General features: G+C 65.5%; 16 protein-coding genes. 5 read left to right on the forward strand and 11 right to left on the reverse strand.

The window, feature by feature from the left end:
- Positions 1 to 7: 7 nt before the first annotated feature.
- From AC4BAR_RS06570 to scpA, 4 genes are read right to left on the reverse strand one after another with little or no spacing between them, the layout of a single operon-like run.
- Positions 8 to 2,056, reverse strand: a complete 2,049-nt coding sequence (locus AC4BAR_RS06570) for an acetyl-CoA carboxylase biotin carboxylase subunit (RefSeq protein ID WP_490627006.1) — start codon at positions 2,054 to 2,056, stop codon at positions 8 to 10.
- Positions 2,057 to 2,075: 19 nt separating this feature from the next.
- Positions 2,076 to 3,608, reverse strand: coding sequence for an acyl-CoA carboxylase subunit beta (locus tag AC4BAR_RS06575; protein WP_490627007.1), 1,533 nt, complete (start codon positions 3,606 to 3,608; stop codon positions 2,076 to 2,078).
- A 41-nt stretch (positions 3,609 to 3,649) separates the two neighbouring features.
- Positions 3,650 to 4,660, reverse strand: a complete 1,011-nt coding sequence (meaB, locus tag AC4BAR_RS06580; RefSeq protein ID WP_490627008.1) for a methylmalonyl Co-A mutase-associated GTPase MeaB — start codon at positions 4,658 to 4,660, stop codon at positions 3,650 to 3,652.
- An 8-nt stretch (positions 4,661 to 4,668) separates the two neighbouring features.
- Entirely contained in the window at positions 4,669 to 6,825 is a 2,157-nt protein-coding gene (gene scpA / locus AC4BAR_RS06585) for a methylmalonyl-CoA mutase (RefSeq protein ID WP_490627009.1), read from the reverse strand.
- Between the two features lie 105 nt (positions 6,826 to 6,930).
- On the opposite strand from scpA, the gene AC4BAR_RS06590 reads away from it, so the two are divergent.
- Both AC4BAR_RS06590 and AC4BAR_RS06595 read left to right on the forward strand, forming a co-directional pair.
- Complete coding sequence (locus AC4BAR_RS06590) at positions 6,931 to 7,578, forward strand: GntR family transcriptional regulator (protein ID WP_490627010.1); 648 nt, start codon at positions 6,931 to 6,933, stop codon at positions 7,576 to 7,578.
- Positions 7,579 to 7,678: 100 nt separating this feature from the next.
- Complete coding sequence (locus AC4BAR_RS06595) at positions 7,679 to 8,089, forward strand: RNA-binding protein (RefSeq protein ID WP_490627011.1); 411 nt, start codon at positions 7,679 to 7,681, stop codon at positions 8,087 to 8,089.
- A 29-nt stretch (positions 8,090 to 8,118) separates the two neighbouring features.
- Here the strand turns inward: AC4BAR_RS06595 and dusA are convergent, their stop codons facing one another.
- Entirely contained in the window at positions 8,119 to 9,129 is a 1,011-nt protein-coding gene (dusA, locus tag AC4BAR_RS06600; protein WP_490627012.1) for a tRNA dihydrouridine(20/20a) synthase DusA, read from the reverse strand.
- A 60-nt stretch (positions 9,130 to 9,189) separates the two neighbouring features.
- Here dusA and AC4BAR_RS06605 point away from each other — a divergent pair, with 60 nt between their 5' ends.
- Positions 9,190 to 9,909, forward strand: a complete 720-nt coding sequence (locus AC4BAR_RS06605) for a glutathione S-transferase N-terminal domain-containing protein (RefSeq protein WP_490627013.1) — start codon at positions 9,190 to 9,192, stop codon at positions 9,907 to 9,909.
- Positions 9,910 to 9,914: 5 nt separating this feature from the next.
- Here AC4BAR_RS06605 and AC4BAR_RS06610 read toward each other — a convergent pair whose 3' ends face one another.
- The 5 genes from AC4BAR_RS06610 to AC4BAR_RS06630 form a co-directional block, all read right to left on the reverse strand.
- Positions 9,915 to 11,264: a dicarboxylate/amino acid:cation symporter gene (locus AC4BAR_RS06610; protein ID WP_490627014.1), complete on the reverse strand. Its 1,350-nt coding sequence runs from the start codon at positions 11,262 to 11,264 to the stop codon at positions 9,915 to 9,917.
- Between the two features lie 121 nt (positions 11,265 to 11,385).
- Entirely contained in the window at positions 11,386 to 13,080 is a 1,695-nt protein-coding gene (locus AC4BAR_RS06615; protein ID WP_490627015.1) for a cation:proton antiporter domain-containing protein, read from the reverse strand.
- A 68-nt stretch (positions 13,081 to 13,148) separates the two neighbouring features.
- Positions 13,149 to 13,886 (reverse strand): acetoacetyl-CoA reductase, encoded by a 738-nt coding sequence (gene phbB, locus AC4BAR_RS06620; protein ID WP_490627016.1) that lies wholly within the window; start codon positions 13,884 to 13,886, stop codon positions 13,149 to 13,151.
- A 76-nt stretch (positions 13,887 to 13,962) separates the two neighbouring features.
- A complete protein-coding gene (locus AC4BAR_RS06625; RefSeq protein WP_490627017.1) occupies positions 13,963 to 15,141 on the reverse strand; it encodes an acetyl-CoA C-acetyltransferase in 1,179 nt (392 codons plus the stop codon).
- 133 nt (positions 15,142 to 15,274) lie between these two features.
- Complete coding sequence (locus AC4BAR_RS06630) at positions 15,275 to 16,999, reverse strand: PHA/PHB synthase family protein (RefSeq protein WP_490627018.1); 1,725 nt, start codon at positions 16,997 to 16,999, stop codon at positions 15,275 to 15,277.
- Between the two features lie 101 nt (positions 17,000 to 17,100).
- Between AC4BAR_RS06630 and AC4BAR_RS06635 the strand changes: the two genes are divergently transcribed.
- On the forward strand, positions 17,101 to 17,394 hold the full coding sequence (locus AC4BAR_RS06635; protein WP_490627019.1) for a hypothetical protein: 294 nt from the start codon (positions 17,101 to 17,103) through the stop codon (positions 17,392 to 17,394).
- On the opposite strand, the gene pgeF is transcribed toward AC4BAR_RS06635, so the two are convergent.
- Positions 17,326 to 18,117 (reverse strand): peptidoglycan editing factor PgeF, encoded by a 792-nt coding sequence (pgeF, locus tag AC4BAR_RS06640; protein ID WP_490627020.1) that lies wholly within the window; start codon positions 18,115 to 18,117, stop codon positions 17,326 to 17,328. The genes AC4BAR_RS06635 and pgeF overlap by 69 nt on opposite strands.
- A gap of 88 nt (positions 18,118 to 18,205) precedes the next feature.
- On the opposite strand from pgeF, the gene AC4BAR_RS06645 reads away from it, so the two are divergent.
- Entirely contained in the window at positions 18,206 to 18,535 is a 330-nt protein-coding gene (locus AC4BAR_RS06645) for a DUF1330 domain-containing protein (protein ID WP_490627021.1), read from the forward strand.

The following is an 18,535-nucleotide window of genomic DNA, read 5'->3' on the forward strand; positions in this document are numbered from 1 at the left end:
GGCGCTTTCAGACAAATTCAACAATCGGCTGGTCCACCGACAGGCTTTCGCCCTTGCTGGCCAGTATCTTGCCCACCACACCGTCGGCGGCGGCGAACAACACGTTTTCCATCTTCATGGCTTCGATCACCGCCACCCGTTCACCGGCCTGCACCTTCTGGCCCACCTGCACCGCCACATCGACCAGCAGGCCGGGCATGGGCGACAACACATAGCGGCTCATGTCCGGCGGCGCCTTGTAGGGCATCAGCTTGTACAACTCGGCGGCGCGCGGGCTCAGCACCAGGGTGTCGAGCTGGGTGCCGTTGTAGGCCACGCGGATGGCCAGCGGGTTTTTGGGCAGGCCGCGCTCCACCTGGGCCGCAAAATGCCGGCCGTTGACCGTGCCACGGATGCGCACACCGCCCATGTGCCACTGGCATTGCAGGGCATAGGACTGCTCGCCCACCACCACGGTGGCGGCGCCGGTGTCGGCGTTGAAGTCACTCAATGTCACCGCCTGGTGGACGTTACGGCCTTCGGCACCCAGACCCACCACCACGAACTGCTGGCCCACGGTGACGCCGTGACCGGGCATCTGGCCGCTGATGCCGACCCGGCGGTTCAGCGTGCGGCGGTTCACATAGGCGGCCAGGGCCACCAGGAAGCTGGGGTCGTCGTGCGGCACGTCTTCGGCCCGGAAACCCTTGCTGTACTGCTCGGCGATGAAGCCGGTGTTGAAGTCACCCGACACAAAACGCGGGTGGGCCAGCAGCGCCGCCTGGAAGGGGATGTTGCTGGAGATGCCACGGATCACGAAACCATTCAGCGCGTCGCGCATCTTGGCGATGGCGTCCAGGCGGTCCTTGCCGTGCACGATGAGCTTGGCGATCATCGAGTCGTAGAACATCGGGATCTCACCGCCGTCTTCCACGCCGGTGTCGACCCGCACGCCCTGCAGCTTGGACATGTCGGCGGCGAACATGGTCTCGGTCGGCGGGCGGAAACGCACCAGCCGGCCGGTGCTGGGGAGGAAGTTGCGGAACGGGTCTTCGGCGTTGATGCGGCACTCGATGGCCCAGCCGTCGCGCTTCACCTGATCTTGAGTCAACGGCAGCTTTTCGCCGGCCGCGACACGGATCATCAGCTCCACCAGGTCCAGGCCGGTGATGCACTCGGTCACCGGGTGCTCCACCTGCAGCCGGGTGTTCATTTCCAGGAAGTAAAAGCTCTGGTCCTTGCCGACCACGAACTCCACCGTACCGGCGCTCTGGTACTTCACCGCCTTGGCCAGGGCCACGGCCTGCTCGCCCATGGCCTTGCGGGTGGCGTCGCTGATGAAGGGACTGGGCGCTTCTTCGATCACTTTCTGGTGGCGGCGCTGGATGGAGCATTCGCGCTCGTTCAGGTACAGCACGTTGCCGTGGCTGTCACCGATCAATTGGATCTCGATGTGGCGCGGTTCCTCAACGAATTTTTCGATGAAAACACGGTCGTCGCCAAAGCTGTTGCGGGCCTCGTTGCGGCAGCTGGTGAAGCCTTCAAAGGCCTCCTTGTCGTTGAAGGCCACGCGCAGGCCCTTGCCGCCGCCGCCGGCCGAGGCCTTGATCATCACCGGGTAGCCGATGCCCTTGGCGATCTCAACCGCTTTCTCCGGGGTTTCGATGGCGTCGTTGACGCCAGGAATGCAGTTCACGCCCGCGGCACCGGCCAGCTTCTTGGACTCGATCTTGTCGCCCATGGCGCCAATGGAGTAATGCTTGGGGCCGATGAAGGTGATGCCTTCTTCTTCGCAGCGTTTGGAGAACTCGGCGTTCTCGCTCAAAAAGCCGTAGCCGGGGTGCACCGCCTGCGCGCCGGTCTGTTTGCAGGCGGCAATGATTTTGTCGGCCACCAGGTAGCTCTCGCGGCTGGGGGCGGGGCCGATGTTGACGGCCTCGTCGGCCAGTTCCACATGGCGGGCGTCCTTGTCGGCGTCGGAATACACCGCCACCGTCTGGATGCCCATCTTGCGGGCGGTCTTGATGACGCGGCAGGCGATTTCGCCACGGTTGGCAATCAGAATCTTCGTAAACATGTTCTTCGTCCTGTTCTTCTCAGAGTGGGATGTTGCCGTGCTTGCGCCACGGGTTTTCCAGCTTCTTGTCGCGCAGCATCACCAGCGAGCGGCAGATGCGCTTGCGGGTTTCGTGCGGCAGGATCACGTCGTCGATGAAGCCCCGCGCGCCGGCCACAAAGGGGTTGGCAAAACGGGCCTTGTACTCGGCTTCCTTGGCGGCCAGCTTGGCCGGGTCGCCCTTGTCTTCGCGGAAGATGATTTCCACCGCGCCCTTGGCCCCCATCACCGCGATCTCGGCGTTGGGCCAGGCGAAGTTGACGTCGCCGCGCAGGTGCTTGGAGGCCATCACGTCGTAGGCGCCACCATAGGCCTTGCGGGTGATGACGGTGATCTTGGGCACGGTGCACTCGGCGTAGGCGTAGAGCAGCTTGGCGCCGTGTTTGATGATGCCGCCGTACTCCTGGCTGGTGCCGGGCATGAAGCCGGGTACGTCGACAAAGGTCACCACCGGGATGTTGAAGGCGTCACAGAAACGCACGAAGCGCGCGGCCTTGATCGAGCTCTTGATGTCCAGGCAACCGGCCAGCACCAGCGGCTGGTTGGCCACGATGCCCACGGTTTGGCCCTCCATGCGGGCGAAGCCAATGACGATGTTCTTGGCGTACTCGGGCTGGATCTCGAAGAAGTCGCCGTCGTCCACCGTCTTGGTGATCAGCTCCTTCATGTCGTAGGCCTTGTTGGCGTTGGTGGGCACCAGCGTGTCCAGGCTCAGGTCCATGCGGTCGGCCGGGTCGTTGCTGGGGCGCACCGGCGGCTTTTCACGGTTGTTCAGCGGCAGGTAGTTGTAGAGCCGGCGCAGCATCAGCAGCGCCTCCACGTCGTTCTCAAACGCCAGGTCGGCCACACCGCTCTTGGTGGTGTGGGTCACCGCACCGCCAAGCTCTTCGGCCGTGACCTCCTCGTGCGTCACGGTCTTCACCACCTCGGGGCCGGTGACGAACATGTAGGAGCTGTCTTTGACCATGAAGATGAAGTCGGTCATGGCCGGGCTGTACACCGCGCCGCCGGCGGAGGGACCCATGATCATGCTGATCTGCGGGATCACGCCGCTGGCCATCACGTTGCGCTGGAACACGTCGGCATAACCGCCCAGCGAGGCCACACCTTCCTGGATGCGGGCACCACCCGAGTCGTTCAGGCCGATCACCGGCGCACCGACCTTCATGGCCTGGTCCATCACCTTGCAGATCTTCTCGGCATGGGCTTCCGACAGCGCACCGCCGAACACGGTGAAGTCCTGGCTGAACACAAACACCAAGCGGCCGTTGATCATGCCGTAGCCGGTGACCACACCGTCACCGGGGATCTTGTTGTCCTGCATGCCGAAGTCCACACAGCGGTGTTCGACGAACATGTCCCATTCCTCGAAAGTGCCTTCGTCGAGCAGCAGCTCGATGCGCTCGCGCGCCGTCAGCTTGCCCTTGCTGTGCTGCGCCGCAATGCGCTTCTCGCCGCCACCCAGGCGGGCCGCCGCGCGTTTCTGTTCCAGTTGTTCGAGGATTTCTTGCATGGTTTCTCTCTTTGGACTGCTCTTGTTTCAATGGCTAAAAATCAGGAATTGGCGCTGGCGGCCAGCAAATTCCGGGCGGCGGTGGATGCCGGCAGGCGGCCGGCGGCCACCTCCTTCAGCATCTCGGGCAACAGCCGGCTGACCTGGGGGTGCTGGCGGAAAGCCCGCTTCAGGCCGGCGTCGACGCGCTCCCACATCCAGGCCAGCGACTGCTTCTGCCGGCGTGCCGCCAGCTGGCCGTTGGCATTTTGAATGGTTTTGAAGTCGCTCACCGCGGCCCAGAAGGCATCGACGCCCTGACCCAGCAGGGCGCTCAACTGAATCACCCGGGGGTGCCAGATGGCCTGGTCGTGGTGCAGGTGCTCGGGGTTGCCGTGCAGGCCCAGCAAGCGCAGCGAGGACGTGATCTGCGCCTGGGCCCGGGTGGCGGCGTCGGCGTCGATGTCGGCCTTGTTGATCACCACCAGGTCGGCCAGCTCCATCACGCCCTTTTTGATGGCCTGCAGGTCGTCTCCGGCATTGGGCAGCTGCATCAGCACAAACATGTCGGTCATGTTGGCCACCGCGGTTTCGCTCTGGCCCACCCCCACGGTTTCGACAATCACCACGTCGTAGGCCGCCGCCTCGCAGACCAGCATGGCCTCGCGGGTTTTCTCGGCCACGCCACCCAGTGTGCCGCTGCTGGGGCTGGGCCGGATGTAGGCCTGCTCGTGCACGCTCAAGTGCTCCATGCGGGTCTTGTCGCCAAGGATGGAGCCGCCCGACACGGTGGACGAGGGGTCGATGGTCAGCACCGCGACCCGGTGGCCCTGGGCAATCAAGTACAGGCCCAGCGCCTCGATGAAGGTGGACTTGCCCACGCCAGGCACGCCGCTGATGCCCAGGCGGAATGCGCGCCCGCAGTGAGGCAGCAAGGCGGTCAGCAGCTCGTCGCCCTGGGCCCGGTGGTCGGCCCGGGTGGATTCGAGCAGCGTGATGGCCTTGGCCATGGCACGGCGCTGCACCGCAGGGGTGCCGCGCACAATGCCGTCGAGCAGGCTGGCGGGGGTCATGCCAGCGCTCAGGCGATGGCCTTCTTGATCTGCTCCAGCACGTCTTTGGCGCTGGCCGGAATCGGCGTGCCAGGGCCGTAAATGCCCTTGACACCGGACTCGTACAAGAAGTCGTAGTCCTGGCGCGGGATCACACCGCCCACAAACACAATGATGTCGTCCGCGCCCTGCTTTTTCAGCTCGGCAATGATGGCCGGCACCAGGGTCTTGTGGCCGGCCGCCAGCGTGCTGACGCCCACCGCGTGCACGTCGTTCTCGATGGCCTGGCGGGCGCATTCTTCCGGCGTCTGAAACAACGGGCCCATGTCCACGTCAAACCCCAGGTCGGCAAAGGCCGTGGCCACCACCTTGGCGCCGCGGTCATGGCCGTCCTGGCCCAGCTTGGAAATCATCACCCGCGGCCGGCGTCCCTGCGCTTCGGCGAATTCGTTGATTTCCGTCTTGAGTTGTTCCCAACCTTCAGCCGAGTCATAGGCAGCAGCGTACACACCGGTCACCTTTTGCGTGTCGGCGCGGTGGCGCCCAAAAACCTTTTCCAGCGCGTCGGACACCTCGCCCACCGTGGCCCGCAGGCGGATGGCCTGGATGCTCAGGTCCAGCAGGTTGCCCTCGCCACTTTCGGCGGCGGCGGTCAGCGCGTCCAGTGCGGCCAACACCTTGGCATTGTCACGGCTGGCCTTGATCTGCTTCAAGCGGACGATCTGGCCGTCGCGGACCTTGACGTTGTCCACCTCCAGAATCTCGATCGGGTCTTCCTTTTTCAACTTGTACTTGTTGACGCCGACGATCACGTCCTTGCCCGAGTCGATGCGGGCCTGCTTCTCGGCCGCGGCGGCCTCGATCTTCAGCTTGGCCCAGCCGCTGTCCACCGCCTTGGTCATGCCGCCCATGGCCTCGACCTCTTCGATGATGGCCCAGGCGGCGTCGGCCATGTCCTGGGTGAGCTTTTCCATCATGTAGCTGCCGGCCCAGGGGTCGATCACATTGGTGATGTGGGTCTCTTCCTGGATGATCAGCTGGGTGTTGCGGGCGATGCGCGACGAGGTTTCGGTGGGCAGCGCGATGGCCTCGTCAAAGCTGTTGGTGTGCAGGCTCTGGGTGCCGCCAAACACCGCGGCCATGGCCTCGATGGTGGTGCGCACCACGTTGTTGTAGGGGTCTTGCTCGGTCAGGCTCCAGCCGCTGGTCTGGCAATGGGTGCGCAGCATCAGGCTCTTGGCGCTCTTGGCTCCGAAGCCCTTCATGATGCGGCACCACAGCAGGCGGGCGGCACGCATTTTGGCCACTTCCAGGTAGAAGTTCATGCCAATGGCCCAGAAGAAACTCAGGCGGCCGGCGAACTCGTCCACATCCAGCCCGGTGGCAATGGCGGTCTTCACATACTCCTTGCCGTCGGCCAGCGTGAAAGCCAGCTCCAGCGCCTGGTTCGCGCCGGCTTCCTGCATGTGGTAACCCGAGATGCTGATCGAGTTGAACTTCGGCATGTTCCTGGCCGTGTAGCCAATGATGTCGCCGATGATGCGCATGCTGGGCTGGGGCGGGTAGATGTAGGTGTTGCGCACCATGAACTCTTTCAGAATGTCGTTCTGAATCGTTCCGCTGAGCTTGTCCTGGCTCACGCCCTGCTCTTCGGCCGCCACCACGTAGCCGGCCAGCACCGGCAGCACCGCGCCGTTCATGGTCATGGACACCGACACCTTGTCCAGCGGGATCTCGTTGAACAAGATCTTCATGTCCTCCACCGAGTCGATGGCCACACCGGCCTTGCCCACGTCACCGGTCACCCGCGGGTGGTCGGAGTCGTAGCCGCGGTGGGTGGCCAGGTCAAAGGCCACACTCACGCCCTGGCCGCCAGCGGCCAAGGCCTTGCGGTAAAAGGCGTTGGATTCTTCGGCGGTGGAAAAGCCGGCGTACTGGCGGATGGTCCAGGGCCGCACCGCGTACATCGTGGCCTGCGGGCCGCGCAGAAAGGGCTCGAACCCCGGCAGCGTGTCGGCATGCGGCAGGCTGGCGGTGTCGGCCGCGGTGTACAGCGGCTTGACGGTGATGCCGTCGGGCGTGACCCAGTTCAGCGCGTTCACGTCGCCGCCCGGGGCGGACTTGGCGGCGGCCTTGGCCCAGTCGTTGAGGTCAGCGGGTTTGAATTCGGGGGTGGATGGGCTCATGGGGGTGCTCATGGAACGTGGGTTCACAGCGGTTTCTGAACGGCCGCCAGTTTACATCATTCATAATTATTGATGCAAAATATTGTTTGGCCCTACAATCCTGCCATGTCCGCCTTGTCCCTGACACCCCGCGCCCTGTACGAAGAAGTCGCCGAGTTGCTGCGCCAGCGCATCTTCACCCGCGAACTGGCGCCTGGCAGCTGGATTGACGAGCTGAAACTGGCCGAAGAGTACGGCATCAGCCGCACGCCGCTGCGCGAGGCGCTGAAGGTGCTGGCCGCCGAAGGCCTGATCACCATGAAGATCCGCCGCGGCGCCTACGTCACCGAGGTCTCGGAGACCGACCTGGCCGATGTCTTCCACCTGCTGGCCTTGCTGGAATCCGACGCCGCCGGCGTGGTGGCCAGCCGCGCCACCGACGCCGAAATCCGCGAACTGCAGGCCTTGCACGCCGAGTTGGAGGCCGCCGCCCGCCCCGGTCAGCAAGACCGGGAGCGCTTTTTCGAGGTCAACGAGCGTTTCCACAAACGGCTGCTGGAAATCGCCAACAACCGCTGGCGCGACCAGATGGTGGCCGACCTGCGCAAGATGATGAAGCTCAACCGCCACCACTCGCTGCTGAAAAGCGGGCGCATCGAGGAATCGCTGCAGGAGCATGCGGCGGTGATGGCCGCCATCGTGGCCCGCGACCCGGTGGCCACCGCCCAGTGCATGCAAGCGCATTTCAAGAACGGGCTGGAAGCAGCGGCCTGAGCCTCCCATGCCGGCCCTGCACGGGGCCCGTTGCACACCCCGTCGCGCAGGCGTAGAGTGGTGTTCGGCAACGCCCCGGGGCGCTGCAAAGGAGAACGCCATGCAAGCCTTTGCGCTCAACAACCGGATGCTCACCCTGCGCGGGGTCTTCTACCCCACCGGTTACGTGTTTGTCATGCTGCCCAGCCAGGCCGACGCCGAACAGCTGGACCGTGAGCTGCACAACACCGGCTACGACAGCCAGCACGCGGTGATGATGCTGCCGCCCGACACCATCCTGCACGACATCGGCGGCACCGTGCGCCACGACAGCCCCAGCATCTGGCCGTCCATCGGCACCGAAGCCGCCACCGTGCTGGAGTACGAGCAACGCGCCGAACAAGGCCAGTGCGCACTGATGATCCACGCCCCCACCGACGACGACACCCGCCGCGTGATGGAGGCCATGCACCATGTGCCTTTCACCTACGCCCAGCGCTACCACCGCCTGGTGATCGAAGACCTGCACTGAGCCTTGGCCCAGCGCGCCGCTTGGGGCGCTCAGGCCGCCTCTTGCACCCTGCCCTGCGCCAGGGCCGACACCGCGTGCGGGTCCAGGTCCTTGAGGCGGTGGTCGCTCCAGACCTGGCGCCATTTGCGTGCGCCCGGCAAGCCGTTGCGCAGGCCCAGCATGTGGCGCGCGATACTGGCCCAGGGCGTGCCGTGTTGCACAGCCTCGCGCGCCATGTAATCCACCATCTGCGCCTCCACCGCCTCGCGGCTCAGGCCGGACGGCGGTGCGCCAAAGAAGGCCTGGTCCCAGCCGGCCAGGCTCCAGGGGTTGTGGTAGGCCTCGCGGCCCACCATCACACCGTCGACATGGGCCAGCTGCTCGGCCAGCTGGGCCTCGGTGGTGAAGCCGCCGTTGATGGCGATGGTCAGCTGCGGGAAGTCTTGCTTCAGCCGGTGCACCAGGGCGTAACGCAGCGGCGGCACCTCGCGGTTATCCTTCGGGCTCAGGCCTTTGAGCCAGGCGTTGCGGGCATGGACGATGAAGACTTGGCAACCCGCCTCGGCCACCTGGCCAACGAAGTCGCGCACAAAGTCGTAGCTCTCGGTCTGGTCGATGCCGATGCGGTGCTTCACCGTCACCGGCACGCTCACCACGTCCCGCATGGCCTTGACGCCATCGGCCACCAGCGCCGGCTCCGCCATCAAACAGGCGCCGAAAGCACCGCGCTGCACCCGTTCGCTGGGGCAGCCGCAATTGAGGTTGATCTCGCGGTAGCCCCATTGCTCGCCCAGCCGGGCGCTGTGGGCCAGGTCGGCCGGCTCGCTGCCGCCAAGCTGCAAGGCCACCGGCTGCTCCTCGGCATTGAAGCGCAGATGCCGGGCCACATCCCCATGCACCAGGGCGCCGGTGGTCACCATCTCGGTGTACAGCAGCGCGTGGCGGCTCAGCAGGCGGTGGAAGTAGCGGCAATGGCGATCGGTCCAGTCCATCATCGGTGCCACGGACAGGCGCCACGGGTTGTGCGCAGCAGTGGGAACAGGGACGAACGGGGCGGTCATGCACCGATTATCCCAGCCGCCGCTACCATGGGCTTTGCACCGCCTTCCGGAAGCCTGACCATGATTGACCTGCATTACTGGCCCACCCCCAACGGGTGGAAAATTTCCATTTTTCTGGAAGAAGCCGGCCTGCCCTACCGGCTGTGCCCGGTGAACATTGGCAAAGGCGAGCAGTTCGCGCCGGCGTTTCTGGCCATCAGCCCCAACAACCGCATGCCGGCCATCGTCGACCACGAACCCACCGATGGCGGGCCCCCACTGGCCTTGTTTGAGAGCGGCGCCATCCTGCTCTACCTGGCCGAAAAAGCCGGCCGCTTTCTGCCCACCGAGCTGCGCGGCCGCCAGGAGGCGGTGCAATGGCTGATGTGGCAAATGGGCGGCCTGGGGCCGATGGCGGGGCAAAACGGCCATTTCCGGCTCTATGCGCCGGACCCCATTCCCTATGCGATCGAGCGCTACAGCAAAGAGGTGGACCGGCTCTACGGCGTGCTGGACGGGCAGTTGGGCCGCACCAGCGCCTTTGTGGCGGGGGCCGAGTACACGGTGGCCGACATGGCCATCCTGCCCTGGGTGCGCATCCACAAGGCCCAGCAGACGCCGATTGAGCATTTTCCAAATGTGCTGCGCTGGTACAGGCAGCTGATGGACCGCCCGGCCGTGCAACGCGGGCTGGCGCTGGGCCAGGAATTGCGGGCCACCGGCCTCAGCGACGAGGCCAGGCGGGCGCTGTTCGGGCAGACGGCCGACAGCGTGCGGGCCGGCGCCCACAAGCCCGGCTGAGGGCCTCAGCCCTTGGCGGGCACCGCCATGTGCTCGGTCTTCTGGTCCAGCAAAACCTCGGGCGCCTCGGCCTCGACCCAGGTTTCACCGTTCAGGCCGGCCTGCAGGCGCTGGGTGTCGAGGTCGCCGGTCCATTTGGCGACCACGATGGTGGCCACACCGTTACCCACCAGGTTGGTCAGCGCGCGGGCCTCGGACATGAAGCGGTCAATGCCCAGAATCAGCGCCAAACCTGCAACTGGCACCGTGCCCACCGCCGACAAGGTGGCCGCCAGCACGATGAAGCCGCTGCCGGTGATGCCAGCCGCGCCCTTGCTGGTCAGCAGCAGCACCGCCAGCAGCGTCAGCTCCTGGGTCAGTGTCATCGGCGTGTTGGTGGCCTGGGCGATGAACACCGCGGCCATGGTCAGGTAGATCGAGGTGCCATCGAGGTTGAAGGAGTAACCGGTGGGAATCACCAGGCCCACCACCGACTTGCGGGCGCCCAGGTTTTCCATCTTCTGCATCATGCGCGGCAGCACCGATTCCGACGACGAGGTGCCCAGCACGATCAGCAACTCTTCCTTGATGTACTTGACGAACTTCCAGATGCTGAAGCCATGCAGCCGGGTGATGAGGCCCAGCACCACGAAGATGAAGATCAAACAGGTGGCGTAGAAAGTGCCCATCAGCTTGCCCAGCGAGAACAGCGAACCGATGCCGTACTTGCCGATGGTGAAGGCCATGGCACCGAAGGCACCGATCGGGGCCACCTTCATGATGATGCCGACGATGTCGAACAGCACATGCGAGGTTTTCTCGATGAAGTCGAAAATCATCGTGCCGCGGCCACCGAACTTGTGCAGCGCAAAGCCGAACAGCACGGCGAACAGCAGCACCTGCAGGATTTCGCCCTTGGCAAAGGCATCGACCACGCTGGTCGGGATGACGTTCAGCAGGAAGTCCACCGTGCCGGTCATCTTGCCGGGGCCGGTGTAGGCGGCAATGCCCTTGGTGTCCAGCGTGCTGGCGTCCACGTTCATGCCCTGGCCCGGCTGGGCCAGGTTGACCAGCACCAGGCCAACCACCAGCGCCAACGTGCTGACGATCTCGAAGTACAGCAGCGCCAGGCCACCGGTCTTGCCGACCTTTTTCATGTCTTCCATGCCGGCGATGCCCACCACCACGGTGCAGAAAATGATGGGCGCGATGATCATCTTGATCAGCTTGATGAAGCCGTCGCCCAGCGGCTTCATGTCGGCCCCGGTCTGCGGGTAGAAATGGCCCAGCAGCACGCCGATCACGACGGCCACCAGCACCTGGATGTAGAGCGACTTGTAAAGCGGGCGTTTGGCGTTAGGGTTGGGCGCGGTCATGGGCAGGTTCCTGCAAAGGCGGCGGCCCCGTCGGCCCCCGGTCTGCGCACTGTAGGCGAAAAAACCCTCGCCGGCATTGTGGAAACTACATGGGTCGCCCCATCCCGGGGCTGTGGCAGGCTCAGGGCGCGGCCGCGTTGGCCCGCGCCAGCACATGGCGCGCCATGGCTTGGGCCAGCTCTTGCTCGCCCAGAAAAACCGTGCCGGCGTTTTCCTGTTGCAACAGCCTGGCCTCGGTCTCGCTGTGGGTGCGCACCACCGTCTCAATGCCCGGGTTCAGGGTCCGGGCCACCGCCAGCATCTGGCGCACATCCAGCGTGTCCTGGGTGGCGATCACCAGCAGGCGGGCGCGGGCGATGTGGGCCTGCACCAGCACCGCCGGGTCGGAGGCGTCGCCCGACACCGCCGGGATGCCGCGGCCGCGCAAGGCCTCCACCGTCTCGCGGTTCTGTTCGGCCACCACATAGGGGATGTGCTGGGCGTCCAGCACCTCGGCAATCCGCCGCCCCACCCGGCCATAACCCACCAGTACCACCTGCTGCGACAGGTATTTGGCCTCGGTGCTGACCGGCAGGCCGGCGAGCGGGTCGTCGCGGGTTTCCAGCTGCCGGGCCAGCGCCGAGCGGGCCAGCACCCAGCGCTGCAGCGGCTCCACCGCGGCAAACACCGCCTGGTTGAGCGCAATCGAGATCAAGGCCCCGGCCAGCACCAGGCTCTGGCCTTCGGCCGGCAGCAGGCCCAGCGAGCCGCCCAGTCCCACCAGGATGAAGGAGAACTCGCCGATCTGCGCCAGGCTGGCCGACACGGTGAGTGCGGTGTTCAGCGGGTAGCGGAAGGCCAGCACCAGGGCAGCGGCAGCCAGCGACTTGCCCAACACGATGACGGCCACCACCGCCAGCACCTGCAGCGGCCGGTCCACCAGCACCCAGGGGTCGAACAGCATGCCCACCGAGACGAAGAACAACACCGCAAAAGCGTCGCGCAGCGGCAGCGACTCCTCGGCCGCCCGGTGGCTGAACTCCGATTCGCGCATCACCACGCCCGCGAAAAAAGCGCCCAGCGCAAACGACACGCCAAACAGCGCGGTGGCACCGAAAGCGATGCTCACCGCCGCCGCCACCACACACAGGGTGAACAACTCGCGCGAGCCGGTGCGCTGCACCTGCCACAGCACCCAGGGAAAGAAGCGCCGGCCCACCACCAGCATCAACACCACAAAACCACCCACCTGCAGCAGCGTCTGGCCCAGCACCTTCCACAAGGCGCTGGCATCGGTGCCGCCCTGGCCGCCCAGCCAACCGCCCAGCGGCGGCAGCAACACCAGCACCAAGACCATCACCAGGTCTTCCACCACCAGCCAGCCCACCGCGATGCGGCCGTTCACCGAGTCCAGAACGCCCCGGGCTTCCAGCGCCCGCAGCAGCACCACGGTGCTGGCCACGGACAGCGACAGGCCGAACACCAGCGCGCCGCCCAGGCCCCAACCCCACCAATGGGCCAGGCCCATGCCCATGGCGGTGGCCACCGCGATCTGCACCACCGCGCCGGGCACGGCGATCTTGCGCACCGCCAGCAGGTCGTCCAGCGAGAAATGCAGGCCCACACCAAACATCAGCAGCATGACGCCGATCTCGGCCAACTGGCTGGCAATCGCCGCATCGGCCACAAAACCGGGGGTGAAAGGGCCAATCACCACCCCGGCCAGCAGGTACCCCACCAGCGAGGGCAGGCGCAGGCGGGCGGCCAGAAAACCCAGAACCAGGGCCAGGCCGAGGCCGGCGGCGATGGTGCTGATCAGGGAAACACTGTGGGGCATGGCCTGATTGAGCACCAGAAATGAAAAAACCCGCTGACGCGGGTTCTTTCGGGTGTGCCCTGGGACACTCAACCCATGTGAAGACCACCATTGACCGAGAAGTCGGCGCCGGTGGAGTAACCACCTTCATCTGACGCCAGCCAGGCGATGATGGACGCAATTTCTTCCGGTTGACCCAGGCGCTTGACCGGGATAGTGGCGACGATTTTGTCGAGCACGTCTTGGCGGATGGCCTTGACCATGTCAGTGCCGATGTAGCCCGGGCTCACGGTGTTCACCGTCACACCCTTGGCGGCCAGTTCCTGGGCCAGGGCCATGGTGAAGCCATGCATGCCGGCCTTGGCGGCCGAGTAGTTGGTCTGGCCCGCCTGGCCCTTCTCGCCGTTGACGGAGGAAATGTTGATGATGCGGCCCCAGCCCTTATCGACCATGTCGCCCACCACCTGCTTGGTGACGTTGAACATGGAGTTCAGGTTGGTTTCGATCACCGAGTCCCAGTCGTCGCGGGTCATCTTCAGGAACATGCGGTCCTTGGTGATGCCGGCGTTGTTGACCAGCACGTCGATGCTGCCGTGTTCGGCCTTGGTCTTGGCGAAGGCTTCCACGGTGGAGTCCCAGGAACCGACATTGCCCACCGAGGCGTGGAAGGTGTAACCCAGGGCTTTTTGTTCAGCCAGCCATTTGCCGTGATCGCGCGTGGGGCCGCAGCCGGCGATGACGGTGAAGCCTTCTTTGTGAAGGCGCTGGCAGATGGCGGTGCCAATGCCGCCCATGCCGCCGGTCACGTAGGCTACTTTCTGACTCATTTCAATCTCCCGTGGTTCTTGCTATTGGAAAAGGCATGGCCTCCAAGGGCCATCCCGGAATGGTTGTAACCCGAAATCAGCGTTCCAGCGCGAGGGAAACCCCCATGCCGCCGCCGATGCACAGCGCGGCCAGGCCCTTCTTGGCGCCGCTGCGCTGCATCTCGTGCAGCAGCGTCACCAGGATGCGGCAGCCGGACGCACCGATGGGGTGGCCGATGGCGATCGCGCCACCGTTGACGTTGACCTTGGCGGGATCGATGTCCAGCGCCTTGTTGACGGCACAGGCCTGGGCGGCAAAGGCCTCATTGAGTTCGAACAGGTCCACTTCACTGGCCTTCCAGCCGGCACGGGCCAGGGCCTTTTGCGAGGCGGGCACTGGGCCCATGCCCATGGTGGCCGGGTCCAGGCCGCTGGTGCCGAAAGCGGCGATGCGGGCCAGCGGCGTCAGACCCAGGGCAGCGGCCTTCTTGGCGCTCATCACCACCACCGCGGCGGCGCCGTCGTTGATGCCGGACGCATTGCCAGCCGTCACGCTGCCGGCCTTGTCGAAGGCGGGACGCAGGCCAGCCAGCACCTCGGCGGTGGTCTTGCCGTTGATGAATTCGTCGCTGTTGAACACCACCGGGTCACCCTTGCGCTGCGGGATGCTGACGCCAACGATCTCGTCCTTGAACTTGCCGGCGGCCTGGGCGGCGGCGGCCTTGCTCTGGCTGGCGGCGGCCAGCGCATCCTGCATTTCACGCGTGATGCCATGGGCCTTGGCCACGTTCTCGGCGGTGATGCCCATGTGGTACTGGTTGTACACATCCCACAGGCCGTCGACGATCATGGAGTCGATCATCTTCCAGTCGCCCATGCGCTGGCCGTCGCGCGAGTTCAGCAGCACGTGCGGGCTGGCGCTCATGTTTTCCTGGCCACCGGCGACCACGATCTCGCTGTCGCCCCAGGCCACGGCCTGGGCGGCCAGCATCACGGCCTTGAGGCCGGAGCCACAGACGGCGTTGATGGTCAGGCCGGGCACTTCCTTGGGCACACCGCCCTTCATCAGCGCCTGGCGGGCCGGGTTCTGGCCGGCACCGGCCGCCAGCACCTGGCCCATGATGACTTCGCCTACCATGGCCGCGTCCAGCTTGGCGCGGGCAATCGCCTCGCGAATCACCAGCGCACCCAGGTCGGTGGCCGCCACCTTGGCCAGCGAGCCGCCGAATTTGCCCACAGCGGTGCGTGCCGCCGAAACGATGACGATGTCTTCCATGATGTGTTTCTCCAAAAAACTCAAACAAATGATGTGGGAAGGGAGGCCGCCGCGCCGGGCCGCCCCAAGCAAGGCCTAGCCCCCTCGGGGGCCAGGGAATTACACGCAGTGAATGACCGTGGGGGCGCCACGTTCAGGCTTTGGCTTTGACGTAGCGGCCGGGGGCCGGCTCGGTGGGCTTGAAACCCGCCTTGCCCGGCGCCTTGGGCGCTGCGATCTGCTTGCCGGCGTGGGACTGCAGCCAGTCAGACCAGTCGGTCCACCAGCTGCCAGGGTGCTCTTTGGCCGCGCCGATCCAGTCTTCCACCTTCTTGGGGAACTTGGTGTCGCTGCCGATCCAGTGGCTGCGTTTGCCCTTGGCCGGCGGGTTGATCACGCCGGCGATGTGGCCCGACGCGCCCATGACAAACCGCTTCTTGCCCGGGAAGATTTGGGTCGAGGCATAGGCGCCGCCGATGGGCACGATGTGGTCTTCGCGCGAACCGTAGATGTAGACCGGCAGCTTGACCTTGTTGAAGTCGATCTTCTGGCCACACACCGTGGTCTTGCCCGGTTTGATGAGGTTGTTTTCCAGGTAGGTGTTGCGCAGATACCAGGCGTAGAACGGGCCCGGCAGGTTGGTGGAATCGCTGTTCCAGTACAGCAAATCGAACGGTGGCGGGGTTTCACCCTTCAGGTAGTTGCCCACCACATAGTTCCACACCAGGTCGTTGGGGCGCAGGAAGCTGAAGGTGGACGCCAGTTCCTGGCCCTTCAGCAAACCGCCCTGCCCCATCTGCATCTCGCGGTACTTGACGAAGTTTTCGTCAATGAAGATGTCCAGAATGCCGGTGTCGGTGAAGTCCAGCAAGGTGGTCAGCAGCGTGGCCGAGGCCACCGGTTCTTCACCGCGGGCGGCCAGCACCGCCAGCGCGGTGCTGAGGATGGTGCCGCCGACGCAGAAGCCCAGCGCATTGATCTGCTTGGCGCCGGTGATCTGCTGCACCACCGAAATGGCCTTGATGGCGGCGTTCTCGATGTAGTCGTCCCAGGTCTTTTCGGCCATGGACGCATCGGGGTTGCGCCAGCTCACCACAAAGGTGCGGTGGCCCTGGGCCACGGCGTAGCGCACCAGCGAGTTCTCGGGCTGCAGGTCGAGGATGTAGAACTTGTTGATGCAGGGCGGCACCAGCAGGAAGGGCTTCTCAAAAACCTTGGCGGTCAGTGGCTTGTACTCGATGAGCTGGAAGAACTCGTTCTCGAACACCACCGAGCCTTCGGTGGTGGCGACGTTCTTGCCCACTTCGAACAGGCTCTCGTCGGTCATGGACACATGGCCTTGCTGCAGGTCGTGCAGCATGTTCTGGATGCCCTTGGCAATGCTCTCGCCCTTGGTTTCCAGCGCCTTTTTCTGGGCCTCGGCATTGCAGGCCAGGAAGTTGCTCGGCGCCGAGGCCGCCATCCACTGCTCGACCGCGAAACGGATGCGGTTCTTGGTTTTTTCGTCGGCTTCCACCGCCTCGGCCAGGCCCATCAGCGTGCGGGCATTGAGCAAATAGGCGGCGGCCGAGAACGCGGCCATCGGGTTGCTGGCCCAGGCCTCGCCGGCGAAGCGGCGGTCTGCACCCACGGTGGGGGTGCCGCTCAGGCCCTGGTTCCACAGCTCGGAGGCGTCCTTCATGTACTGCTGCTGCAGCGCCTGGATTTTGTCGGCGGCGAAACTGAGCTGGGGCATGCTGGCCGCGCCCGGCAGACCCTTGCCCATGGCGCCGAGGTCCAGGCCCTGGAAAGCCTGCATGGCCTTGGACCAGTTCTCGGTCAGCGACTGCTGTGCCTGTTGGGCGGCTTCGGCCCAAAACTCTGAGGGGTTGGTGCTCATCGGTGTCTCCTGTTGGCCCGGGGGGGCCTGGAAGGGCCCACTCTTCGTTGCAGTTTAGTATCTCTGCATTCTCAATCGCCAAGCTGACAGGTTTTTTTCACATGTACCTGGTTGCCATCGCCTGGATTTACGTGGCCCTGATGATGGGCGTGGCCGAGGCCACCCATGCCAGCGGCACGGTGCTGGGCGGCATCATCACCTTTGTGTTGTACGGCCTGCTGCCGGTGGCGCTGGTGCTCTACCTGCTGGGCAGCCCGGCGCGGCGCAAGGCCATCAAGGCCAGAGAAGCGGCAGAGCGTGCCGCGGCAACCGACGCGCCGAGTGATTCACAACCGCCAAATGCAGGCGGCGAAGCGGCCGGTGCGGCCGTCGCGGCGGAACGAAAAGAAGCGTGAGGGCTGGCTGACGGTGCACCAGGCCGGGCTGCCGTCATTGCCATGGACCCGACTCACGCCCAGGGCCTGCAGGCTCAGGCGGGCCAGCGCCGGCAGGTCGGCCAGGAACTTCGCCCCCTGCGGCTGGAAACAGGCCTCGGCCGCCAGTTGGCGGGTAACAAAGGCTTCGCGCACCTCGGGACCCACCTCGAAAGCCGTCGGTCCGATGCAAGGCCCCAGCCAGGCCAGCACCTCCGTGGCCGCGCCGTTTGCGGCCGCCTGGCCCCGCATCTGTGCCAGCACCGGCGCCAGCACGCCAGCGGCCAGGCCACGCCAGCCCGCATGGGCAGCGCCGACGCAGCCGCCATCGGTGGTGGTGAACAACAGCGGCAGGCAGTCGGCCACCATCACGGTGCAGGCCAGGCCGTGCGCCGTGGTGAAACAGGCGTCGGCGGCCAGGCCGTCGGGCGTGTCGGCCTGCAGCTCAATCTGGCCTGTGCCATGGACCTGGTCCAGAAACACCGGCCGCGCGCCCAGGCCGTCGGCCAGTTGGCGCCGGTTGGCCCGAACGGCCTCCGCCGCGTCGCCCACATGCCCGCCCAGGTTGAACGAATCGAACGGCGCCACCGATTGGCCCCCGGCCCGGGTGGTACAGACGGCCCGCACCCCGGCCGGCACCGGCCAGTCGGGCACCAGCCAGTTGGCGGGGGCATTCACAGGGACATTCGGGGCGTTGGCGGGCATGGCCAGAGGATAAACCCAGGCTGTGAGGCCCAGCGGTTTGGGCCTCGCTGGGCTAAACTTTGACCACACTTCACCACCGCCCTGCCCCATGGCCCAGACCCCGATTTCCCCCAAGGCAGAGACCGCCGACACCCGGCCCGGCTACGTGATCGGCCACATCACCGTGCTCGACGCCGTGAAGTGGGCCGACTACTGTGCCCAGGTGCCCGCCACCCTGGCGCCCTGGGGTGCCGAGATCGTGTTCCGCGGCCAGCGGCATGTGGTGTTCAGCGGCCCCCACGCCCATGACCGCACCGTGGTGATCCGCTTCCCCGATGTGGATGCCGCCGTGGCTTGGCACGAGTCGCCGGCCTACCAGGCGCTGCTGCCGCTGCGTCACCAGGCCGCCAGCGTGACCCTGCTGGGCTTTGACACCTGA

It is taken from the genome of Rhodoferax sp. SPJ4, from assembly GCF_058216275.1.

Bases quoted from the DNA above. Each gene is read 5' to 3' on its own strand.
- AC4BAR_RS06570 (WP_490627006.1), bottom strand. From the start codon at position 2,056: ATGTTTACGAAGATTCTGATTGCCAACCGTGGCGAAATCGCCTGCCGC.
- AC4BAR_RS06575 (WP_490627007.1), bottom strand. From the start codon at position 3,608: ATGCAAGAAATCCTCGAACAACTGGAACAGAAACGCGCGGCGGCCCGC.
- meaB (WP_490627008.1), bottom strand. From the start codon at position 4,660: ATGACCCCCGCCAGCCTGCTCGACGGCATTGTGCGCGGCACCCCTGCG.
- scpA (WP_490627009.1), bottom strand. From the start codon at position 6,825: ATGAGCCCATCCACCCCCGAATTCAAACCCGCTGACCTCAACGACTGG.
- AC4BAR_RS06590 (WP_490627010.1), top strand. From the start codon at position 6,931: ATGTCCGCCTTGTCCCTGACACCCCGCGCCCTGTACGAAGAAGTCGCC.
- AC4BAR_RS06595 (WP_490627011.1), top strand. From the start codon at position 7,679: ATGCAAGCCTTTGCGCTCAACAACCGGATGCTCACCCTGCGCGGGGTC.
- dusA (WP_490627012.1), bottom strand. From the start codon at position 9,129: ATGACCGCCCCGTTCGTCCCTGTTCCCACTGCTGCGCACAACCCGTGG.
- AC4BAR_RS06605 (WP_490627013.1), top strand. From the start codon at position 9,190: ATGATTGACCTGCATTACTGGCCCACCCCCAACGGGTGGAAAATTTCC.
- AC4BAR_RS06610 (WP_490627014.1), bottom strand. From the start codon at position 11,264: ATGACCGCGCCCAACCCTAACGCCAAACGCCCGCTTTACAAGTCGCTC.
- AC4BAR_RS06615 (WP_490627015.1), bottom strand. From the start codon at position 13,080: ATGCCCCACAGTGTTTCCCTGATCAGCACCATCGCCGCCGGCCTCGGC.
- phbB (WP_490627016.1), bottom strand. From the start codon at position 13,886: ATGAGTCAGAAAGTAGCCTACGTGACCGGCGGCATGGGCGGCATTGGC.
- AC4BAR_RS06625 (WP_490627017.1), bottom strand. From the start codon at position 15,141: ATGGAAGACATCGTCATCGTTTCGGCGGCACGCACCGCTGTGGGCAAA.
- AC4BAR_RS06630 (WP_490627018.1), bottom strand. From the start codon at position 16,999: ATGAGCACCAACCCCTCAGAGTTTTGGGCCGAAGCCGCCCAACAGGCA.
- AC4BAR_RS06635 (WP_490627019.1), top strand. From the start codon at position 17,101: ATGTACCTGGTTGCCATCGCCTGGATTTACGTGGCCCTGATGATGGGC.
- pgeF (WP_490627020.1), bottom strand. From the start codon at position 18,117: ATGCCCGCCAACGCCCCGAATGTCCCTGTGAATGCCCCCGCCAACTGG.
- AC4BAR_RS06645 (WP_490627021.1), top strand. From the start codon at position 18,206: ATGGCCCAGACCCCGATTTCCCCCAAGGCAGAGACCGCCGACACCCGG.